Genomic DNA, 8,394 nt, shown 5'->3' with positions numbered 1-8,394 from the left:
GCGCGGGAACGGATTACGGACACTAATCCGGGGTCAGCACATGTCTCCTTCCTTCGTGGCTTTCCCACTTAACGTGTGCGACTTCGTGTCGCACCGTGAGGCGGTTGATGCACCGTTCGACGGTGTTGCCTTGCTTGTAGGCATCGCGGTCGAATCCGGGCGGGCGCCCGCCGCCGCGGCCCTTGCGCTTGCGGTTAGCGATCTGGTCAGCAGACTGGGGGATCACGGCCCGCACTCCGCACCGTCGCAGATGGTCCCGGATGGCTCGCGATGAGTACGCCTTGTCCGCCAGCACTGCGAAGGGCCTGGTCCTGGGCCTACCAACTCGACGCCGGACCCGGATGGCAGCCATCACGTGCTCGAACGCTGGCGCATCTTCGGCCTGGCCGGGCGTGAGCACGAAGCACAACGGACGACAGCAGCCAGATGGACCTTCGTGGTCAACCGCCACGCGATCGTCCGATCGCGTGGTCGGCAGGCTCAGCGGCCGGAGCCCTTTTTTGCGGGCCCCGGCGCCGTTCTGGTGGACGCGCACGATCGTGGAATCGACCGCGACGACCCAGTCCAGGTCACCGTCGGCATCCGCTTGAGCGAGCAGCGCGGTGCCATCTGATGCGACGCGTAGGCCTGGTGGTGACTTCGGCCGTTGTTGCAATTCCAGGGGGATAGGGGCAGTGCTCCCCCTCATTCGGCCGCCCGGCCGAGATGCGGCGGCGGACGGCGGTGTACGAGCTGCCCCTCGGGCCGTGAGGTCGCGGGCGGCTCGCTTGGCGTGCCTCTCGTCGGTCATGACCGGTCGCTCTCCCGGCGGCGGACCCCACACGTCGTGCCGCCGTGGCGTCGGTACGGGACCACGAAAGGCGCTGCGGACGTTGCTGGCGTCGCTTGAGGCTGGGCCCATTGTCCTCGGTCGCCGGCGAATGCCCTCGTGCCCACCACGACCGGATCCGGATGGAAATCTACTGTCGCGACGCCTTCACCACCTCAGGCGCCGGTGCACTTCCAGGAGATGGCGGCGATGATAGACCCCTCGTTCGGGGCATAGGCCTCTCGCATCTCGGAGGGCATCGGTGCCGAGCCCAGGCTGATCTCCCACTCGCCGGATTGGAGTCTGAGGTAACTCATCTTCCCGTAGGTCTCATCGTCGGAGTAGTCAAGCGGACCCAGGGGCGACCACCCACGCTTCTGCAAGCGCCCGACGATCGCCTCGAATTCGGCTTTGCCGAGGACCCTCCGCGTGGGCGCCACGCCGTGCACGATGCAGGATCCGCTCTGTAGGGGCTGCATCTGGGGCTTGTGGGGCGCCACGGCGAACCTTAGGTCCCTCTCGACTTGCTGCAGGTTCCGCTCAGGGGCCTTGCTCTTCTGCGTGGCCGGGGATGCGGACGCCGCCTTGCTCTTGGCGGGCTTGGCCGCGGCGGCGTCTCCGTCCTGGCTTCCGCCGCACCCGGTGACAGCCAGGACGGAGATCATCACCGCGGACAGGCCGAGTCTTCGCACTGTTCCCCCTTCGAACGTTTGGCCGATCATGGCTGACGGCAGGCGCAGTGTGTCACGAGGGTCGATGACCTGTACATCCAGAACCGGGCGGCGGTAGGCGTCTCAGCCGTCCACTCTGCTCCCTCCCTTATGGAGAAGGAGTGCAGCGATGGCGTGGGACGGTGTTCCGCGGTTCGTGGAAGGCACTCGTCGGCCGAGGCGGCCGCCTCGCGCCCACTGCTGGAACCAGCCGCCTGCCGACCGGCGTTGCTACTTCACACCGGTACGTGCTCCACAAGCCCCAGCTCCGGCATCGCTCGATCCCCGCGAGTCCGAAAGGTTCCAGATGCGCGAACTTTACGCATGCCAGCTCCTGCTCACCGACCCGCAGGCCACGCCGGACGAGGCGCTCGGCAGGGCCGAGAGGCGCATCTGCGAGTGGGTCGGCCGGCCGACGGGTCTCGTACCGTCCGTCCTTGCCGAGGACGGGCGGTACGAGACTACGGGCGGACACACGGTGACCACCCACCACCACGTGACCGACGACGCGCTGAAGGGCTGGACGTGCTCCTGGTACCAGCCCGCGGCGGACGATCCCACCGTGCGGTGGGCCACGAGCCTGGCCCTGTCTTCCCGCAGCGACGGGGTGTGCGCCACCGTACGCATCGGTCTCCAGCAGGACAGCGACATGTTCCAGCTGCGCCGTCCCGTCTTCCGGTTCTCCTCCCCGGCGATCGTCCGCACCCTTCTGCGGGAGTTCGTGGTGGGCGATGCGGAACACCGGACGAAGCCGTCCCCCTGGATCCTCACCGCAGGTGACATCCCGGGGTTCGTCGAGTGGCTGACCGACAACCGTCGCGCCCTGCCCGTCGTTGTGGTCACGAACCATCCGTCGACCGGTCGGCCTCTTGTGGACACGCAGAAGCTGTCACGGGAGCTGGCCGGTCTGGCCCACGTCGCGCACCTCTCCACTCACCTGGCGGCCCGCAACCTGACCGACGAGGTGGGCGCCCAGCTGTCCGCCTGGCAGGGGGCTGTGCGACTGTACTGGCCGAAGTTCGGAAAGGACTCGGAGCCGTACGACCACAAGTACTGGCCTCCCCATCGCATGCCCGACGAGGGCGGCGCATTCCTGATCGATGAGCTGAGGCGCTGGCTGGGTTCGGTGAGCGCCGCTTCGGTTCCCGAGAACCCGGTCCACGGCTGGGTGAGGGCGGCTCGCTGGCAGGCCCTGCAGAAGGCCGACGATCTGCCGGACTGGGCCAAGGAGTACGTCCGCCTCCAGGATCAGGAACTGAAGGACATCCGTCGGCAGTACGACGAGGTCAGCAAGAAGCTGGCCACGGCGCTCACCAAGGCGGAAGCCCTGCAAGCGCAGTTCGACGAAGTGAGCCTGACGGGCGGCAAGCTGGCCGACGGCGGTGGACTAGCGACTGAGCTCGCCGGGACAGACTTGTCGGATCTGACGGTGAGGGAGGCGTTCCAGCGTGCCAAGGAAGAGATCGGCGATGACGTCATCTTCCTGCCCAGTACCGAAGCGAGCGTAAAGAAGTTCAGCGCCTACAAGGACCCGAGCAAGCTGTATCGGGCCCTTCTGGATGTCGCCACCGCCGGCCGCGGGTGGGCCGACGACACGCTGGGGAAGCCGTTCGGGGAGTTCTTCCTGGAGCGCGGCTACCGCTACTCGGCCCGGCACCCCGCAGCCCACAACCGTCGGCACCGGAGCCACTACGAAGTGCGGTACAACGGCCGGACCGTGCTGATGGAGGCACACCTCAAGGTCGACGAGGCCACCACCGCGGATCAGTGCCTCCGTGTCTACTGGTACGTCGACAAGACGGACAAGGTGCTGGTCGTCGGCCACGTGGGAGGCCACCTGCCGGACTGACGCCCGGCGGAGCGGTCCTGTTCTCGTACACGGTCTCGGGAAACATCGGCGCAGCGGCTATCGGTGAGAACGAGCGTGGTCAGGGCATGAGGGTGCTGACGCGGTTCTCGTACTCGAGGCGGGCCCCGCGCTGGGCGGGACCGCCGGGACTGCGGGGGCATCCTGACCGCGGTCGAGTGGCTGGTGGTGGGCGAGGGCTGGATGGCACTGTGGATCAGTGGCCGCAGGCGCGTTGGGGGTAGTCGAGGTACTTCCAGGTGTTCGGTCCGACCTTGCCGTCGGCGGTGATGCCAGAACAGCGCTGGACAGCCTTGACGCCGACTTCGGTCTCGGGGCCGAACTTGCCGTCCTCCTTGAGGCTGTAGCCGTAGTTGTGGTTGAGAAGGCACTGGACCTGTCCGACGTTGGTGCCGACCATGCCCTCGGCCAAAATCACTCTGCGGTTGGGCTTGTAGTGGGCGCACGCGGTGCGCCCTTCCTCACCGAGCGACGACGCGGCCGTCGTCGACGAGGTGGCCGTCGGGGCCTGGGAACCGGGGAGGTCTTCGTCCTGCGGTGCCTGGCCGGCCGGGGGAGCGGTGGTCTCGGCATCGGACGTCACCCCGGGTGCGGGGGACCCGCCGGTGCCGGTGGCGGGGAGCTCATGCGGCTTGCCGTTGCTTCCCGCCACCGGTGGGGTACCGGAGGGCTGGGCCGTGTCCTGCGGCTGCTTCTCGTAGCCCGTGTCGCGGCCCCGGCCACCCTCCCCACCTTCGGTGTCGTCGAGCAGGGTTTCGCCGGTGGCCGGGGGAGCCGCGGCGTCGTCCTTGTCGGAGTCGGGCATGGCGGCCCAGCGCCCGATGACGAGTACCCTGGTGAGCGCCAGGAGAGTGACCAGCAGCTTGGTGGTCCTCCTGGTTTTGGGTGCGGGTACAGGGACGGGAGTCGGGCGCACGATGCCGATCTCTTCCCCGGCGGTGACGTCAGGGCGTCCGGACGGCGAGGCGGATGGCGTCGACTCGGCCGGGGCGGGCCCGGTCGCGGCGGCACCGAGGGCTTTGTCCTTCGGAAGGCTGAGAGGCGCCACAGGAACGGAGGAAGTGGAGGTGTCCCGGCCGACCGGATCGTCGGCTGTCGCAGTCGGTGCGGCGCCCGAGTCATCAGGGTCCGGTGCCGGTGCCGGTGCCGGTGTCTGCGCCGCTGGCGAGGCGGCGTCCGCGGCTTCGACCCGCTTGAGCGCCGCGTCGGCTGCTTCCCATAATCCGACCAGGTGCTGTGCTTCGAGCCGGGGACGTCTGCTGAGCCGCTCGATCGCCTTGCGGGGCGGGAACGACTCTCCCTTCAGTACCCGGTTCCAGGTCGACCGGGAGATCTCTCCGTCGTGGGCGAGGGCGCTGAGGGAGAGCTGCTTCTCCTCCTTGATCCGCACCAGTTCGGCACGCAGGGCCTCGACCTCTGCCGGCGGATTGCCACTTCGGCGAACCTTGTCCTCGGACAACACGCGTCCCCTTCGACACGACAACGGAAAACCGCGCCTTCCGACTCGCTGTTTCCCCAGGTCATGGGCCACCTGGAACGACTGGAACACGCGGAGCGACTGGAACAGTGGATCAGGCTACCGATGGAACGGCGGCACCCCGAATCTTCACCCTGTCAGCGCCGCCCCTCAGGCGGCGACACCGCTCCCGCGCCTCCCGCACCAGCGGGACCGTGGGGCACGCGATCGAAGGATGAAGATGCGTAAGAACGTCAGAAACCTTCTGCTCCAGGGCCTCGCGGCCGCCGACCGCCCACGTGAAGTCACGGACGGTGGGAGGGCGCGCTGCCCCGAAAACGACGCGCAGGGTGCAGCCCCGGCCGCACCGTACACGGCCACACCCTGATCGAGCGCGCCCCACTCGGCGGGCTCAGGTTCGGCGCCGCGGAGGGTGTCTCGGCACGTTCGACCCTGCCGACCTGGACGCCACCGCCCACGAGCTCAATCATCGCCCGCGCAAGACCCATGGCTGCCGCACTCCGACAGAGGTCAACGTTGGACTCCTGAACAGCGGGGATGCGCTGACCGCTTGAGCTCGCCATCGTGTGCCGACAAGCGTGGCCCGGGGCACGGCGACAGGCTCAGTTCGCGCGCAGGCAGAAAGGGTGTCCGGCAGGGCTGGCGTAGACGCGACTGCCGGTGCGGGTTCCCGGTGTGACCTCGTCGGTGGGCCGCAGTCGGGCGGCACCGGCGTCGGTGGCCGTGCGGTCGGCGATTGCGAGGTCGTCGACGCCGAAGTCGAGGTGCATCTGCTGGGAGCTGCCGTCCGGCCAGTTCGGGGCGGTGTGTCCCGGGGCCGACTGGACGACGATCACCGGCAGGCCGGGGGCCTGGACGAAGTGATGGGTCGATGTGGGGGCGAGAGAGCCGCCGAGCAGCCGATGCCAGAAGGAGCTCTCCTTCTCGATGTCGATGGCGTCGATGATCACGGAGGACAGGGTGATGGCCATGTGGTGTCCTGTTCGTACTGTCAGTGGTCGCTCAGACGGTCGGGATGATGCCGCCGTCGACACGGAACTGCGCTCCGGTGAGCCACTTCGCGCGGTCGGAGGCGAGGAAGGCGATCATCTCGGCGACGTCCTCGGGCTCTCCGGGACGGCCCATGGGGACCTTCAGGTGGTCCACGATCCGCTGCGTGGCCTTGTCGGGGGTGATGCCCTGCTGCTCTGCCATGTGCTTCAGGTGGGCGGTCGCACCCTCGGTGACGACGAAGCCGGGCAGGACGCAGACCACGCGCACCCCGTGCTCGCCGACCTCGGTGGCCAGTTCGCGGCTGTAGGTGTTGAGCGCGGCCTTGGCGGCGGCGTAGGACGCCTCGGTGCGCTGGGGCAGTTGGCTGGCGATCGAGGAGACGTGCACGACGACGCCGGAGCCCCGCTCGACCATTCCCGGTACCAGGGCCCGGTCCAGACGAACGGCGCTCAGGAGGTTCATTTCCAGGTCCGCCTGCCAGGATTCGTCCGACCGGCTCAGGGTCGGCGCGGGAGCGCTCGCGGCGCCGGCGTTGTTCACGAGCACGTCCACGCCGCCCACCTGCTCGACGACGCGGCGGCCGAGTTCGGCCACACCCTGCTGCGTGGAGAGGTCCGCCGCGAGGAATGTGGCACCGCTGTTCTCCTCGGGTCGGCTGCGGGAGGCCGTCAGCACGGTCGCGCCCGCGGCGACGAAGCGGCGGACGGTCGCCGCACCCAGGCCCCGGCTGCCGCCTGTGATCAGTACACGAAGGCCGTCGAGGCTGTTGTCCGTGATGGCCATGACGTCTCTCTTCCGTAAGATGAACCTGACTCCGGAAACGGTACACGTAAGCGGAACCGGACTCACCTTATGGAGGTTCCCTTGCCGGCATCACGCCCGCCGCGCGCCGACGCGCGTCGCAACCGCGAGGCACTGCTGTCCGCGGCCCGTCAGGCGTTCCTCGACGGTGACACCGACGCGCACGTGAAGGACATCGCCCGCAGCGCCGGCGTCGCCATCGGAACGCTCTACCGCCACTTCGAGACCCGCGAAGCGCTGATCGAGGAGGTGTACCGCACAGAGGTCGACGTCCTGTGTGCCGCGCCCGGCGAGCTGCTGGACCAGCACGCCCCGGAGGAGGCGCTGCGACGCTTCCTGCTGTTGCTCGTGGACCACGCCGCGGTGGGCAAGGGAATGTCCAGTGTTCTGGAGGGGATCATGGCGACGGACTCGCCGGTCTTCGACGAGGCACGCACCCGTATGGCCAACGCCCTCTCCCTGCTGCTCGAAGCCGGCATCGCGGCCGGCACCGTCCGGGACGACGTCACCGGCTCCACCCTGTTGCGTGCCCTGGGCGGCGTCTGCGGGATGCGGGCCACAGAGGGGTGGTTGGTCGAAGCCCGGCAGATCACCACCCTCCTCTTCGACGGCCTGCGCCATGGCGCCCCGCAGGCGCCCTGAACCGGCGGCCTCGCGACGTGTGCTACAGGGTCGGGCCCTGCCTGGTATTCCCGTCGTGGTCCTCGTCCAGCTCCGGCCCGTCCGGGTCCCGCAGCGGGCGCAGGGCGCCGGCGGCCGGGGCACCGGCGGTGTAGTCGCAGCGGCCGCGCAGATTCAGATCACGGGACGCCTGATGGATGGTGCCGCGCTTGCCATGGCACCCGCCCCGGGCGAGCGGCGGCCCGGCCAGCGCTAGGCAGTTTCGTTTGGATCAGTCGGTCGTTGGTCCGGGTGTGCCGTTGACTGATGCGCAGTGGGCGCGGATTGAGCCGTTGCTCCCGGACCGGACTCCGAAGCGGGGTGGCCGCTGGCGGGACCATCGTGAGGTGATCGACGCGATCGCCTACAAGTTCCAGACCGGCACGCAGTGGGTTCACCTGCCGGAGAAGTACGGCAACTGGCGAGGGGTTTACAACCGGCTCCGGATGTGGGCCGTCGACGGCACCTGGGAGCGGGTTTTTACCACCCTGGTCGCCCAGGCTGACGCGGACGAGGACCTCAACTGGGCCGTCTCGGTCGACTCCACCATCGTGCGGGCCCACCAGCACGCGGCCGGAGCCCGCAAAAGGGGGCCCCGGCCGGAGAGCCGGCCGACCATGCCATCGGCCGGTCCCGCGGCGGACTGACCACGAAGATCCACCTCGCTGCCGATGCCCGCTGCCGGCCCCTGGCGTTCGTTCTCACCGCAGGCCAGGCCGGTGACGCACCCGCGTTCACCGACGTCATGGCCCGCCTGCGCGTTCCCCGCCGGCGAGGACGGCCCCGCACCAGGCCAGACCTGGTGCTGGCCGACAAGGCGTACTCCTCCCGCGCGATCCGCGAGCACCTGCGCAAGCGCGGCATCCGGGCAGTGATCCCCGTCCCCGCAGACCAGCGCAGACACCGGCTACGTCGGGGCAGCCGGGGCGGCAGACCACCGGCCTTCGACCGCGAGACCTACAAGCAGCGCAACACCGTCGAGCGGTGCATCAACCGCCTCAAGGTGCGACACGAAGTCGCACACGTTAAGTGGGAAAGCCACGAAGGAAGGAGACATGTGCTGACCCCGGATTAGTGT

At 68.9% G+C, this 8,394-nt stretch carries 7 protein-coding genes and 2 pseudogenes; 3 read left to right on the top strand and 6 right to left on the bottom strand.

Translation table 11 applies throughout. The features are described 5' to 3' along the window. Positions 1-22: 22 nt before the first annotated feature. Together ACZ6IM_RS41900 and ACZ6IM_RS41895 are read right to left on the bottom strand one after the other, a co-directional pair. The gene (locus tag ACZ6IM_RS41900) at positions 23-688 is read right to left on the bottom strand and encodes a transposase (RefSeq protein ID WP_469564474.1); all 666 of its coding nucleotides are present in this window, start codon (positions 686-688) and stop codon (positions 23-25) included. Positions 689-984: 296 nt separating this feature from the next. Beyond that, on the bottom strand, positions 985-1,473 hold the full coding sequence (locus tag ACZ6IM_RS41895; protein ID WP_469564471.1) for a hypothetical protein: 489 nt from the start codon (positions 1,471-1,473) through the stop codon (positions 985-987). A 175-nt stretch (positions 1,474-1,648) separates the two neighbouring features. Between ACZ6IM_RS41895 and ACZ6IM_RS41890 the strand changes: the two genes are divergently transcribed. After that, positions 1,649-3,367 (top strand): hypothetical protein, encoded by a 1,719-nt coding sequence (locus tag ACZ6IM_RS41890; RefSeq protein ID WP_469564468.1) that lies wholly within the window; start codon positions 1,649-1,651, stop codon positions 3,365-3,367. Positions 3,368-3,581: 214 nt separating this feature from the next. Here ACZ6IM_RS41890 and ACZ6IM_RS41885 read toward each other — a convergent pair whose 3' ends face one another. The 3 genes from ACZ6IM_RS41885 to ACZ6IM_RS41875 all read right to left on the bottom strand — a co-directional run bounded on the left by ACZ6IM_RS41885 (position 3,582) and on the right by ACZ6IM_RS41875 (position 6,638). Next, positions 3,582-4,844: a peptidoglycan-binding protein gene (locus ACZ6IM_RS41885; protein ID WP_469564465.1), complete on the bottom strand. Its 1,263-nt coding sequence runs from the start codon at positions 4,842-4,844 to the stop codon at positions 3,582-3,584. A gap of 620 nt (positions 4,845-5,464) precedes the next feature. Further along, the gene (locus ACZ6IM_RS41880) at positions 5,465-5,833 is read right to left on the bottom strand and encodes a VOC family protein (RefSeq protein ID WP_469564463.1); all 369 of its coding nucleotides are present in this window, start codon (positions 5,831-5,833) and stop codon (positions 5,465-5,467) included. A 31-nt stretch (positions 5,834-5,864) separates the two neighbouring features. Then, positions 5,865-6,638, bottom strand: coding sequence for an SDR family oxidoreductase (locus tag ACZ6IM_RS41875; protein ID WP_469564460.1), 774 nt, complete (start codon positions 6,636-6,638; stop codon positions 5,865-5,867). An 81-nt stretch (positions 6,639-6,719) separates the two neighbouring features. On the opposite strand from ACZ6IM_RS41875, the gene ACZ6IM_RS41870 reads away from it, so the two are divergent. Beyond that, the gene (locus ACZ6IM_RS41870) at positions 6,720-7,298 is read left to right on the top strand and encodes a TetR/AcrR family transcriptional regulator (RefSeq protein WP_469564457.1); all 579 of its coding nucleotides are present in this window, start codon (positions 6,720-6,722) and stop codon (positions 7,296-7,298) included. Positions 7,299-7,320: 22 nt separating this feature from the next. Here ACZ6IM_RS41870 and ACZ6IM_RS41865 read toward each other — a convergent pair. After that, positions 7,321-7,512, bottom strand: a pseudogene (locus ACZ6IM_RS41865) (hypothetical protein); the annotation flags it as partial. Positions 7,513-7,543: 31 nt separating this feature from the next. Here ACZ6IM_RS41865 and ACZ6IM_RS41860 point away from each other — a divergent pair. Further along, positions 7,544-8,319: pseudogene (locus tag ACZ6IM_RS41860) on the top strand (IS5 family transposase); the annotation flags it as partial. Between the last annotated feature and the right edge of the window lie 75 nt (positions 8,320-8,394).

This window comes from Streptomyces sp. NPDC042336 (genome assembly GCF_055581985.1).
Note: the sequence above shows the minus strand (reverse complement) of the source record. Positions and strands in the feature narration are given on the sequence as shown.

What these genes read in the sequence shown, in the direction of transcription:
- ACZ6IM_RS41875 (WP_469564460.1), bottom strand. Translation starts at nt 6,638, where the DNA reads ATGGCCATCACGGACAACAGCCTCGACGGCCTTCGTGTACTGATCACA.
- ACZ6IM_RS41890 (WP_469564468.1), top strand. Translation starts at nt 1,649, where the DNA reads ATGGCGTGGGACGGTGTTCCGCGGTTCGTGGAAGGCACTCGTCGGCCG.
- ACZ6IM_RS41895 (WP_469564471.1), bottom strand. Translation starts at nt 1,473, where the DNA reads ATGATCTCCGTCCTGGCTGTCACCGGGTGCGGCGGAAGCCAGGACGGA.
- ACZ6IM_RS41880 (WP_469564463.1), bottom strand. Translation starts at nt 5,833, where the DNA reads ATGGCCATCACCCTGTCCTCCGTGATCATCGACGCCATCGACATCGAG.
- ACZ6IM_RS41900 (WP_469564474.1), bottom strand. Translation starts at nt 688, where the DNA reads ATGAGGGGGAGCACTGCCCCTATCCCCCTGGAATTGCAACAACGGCCG.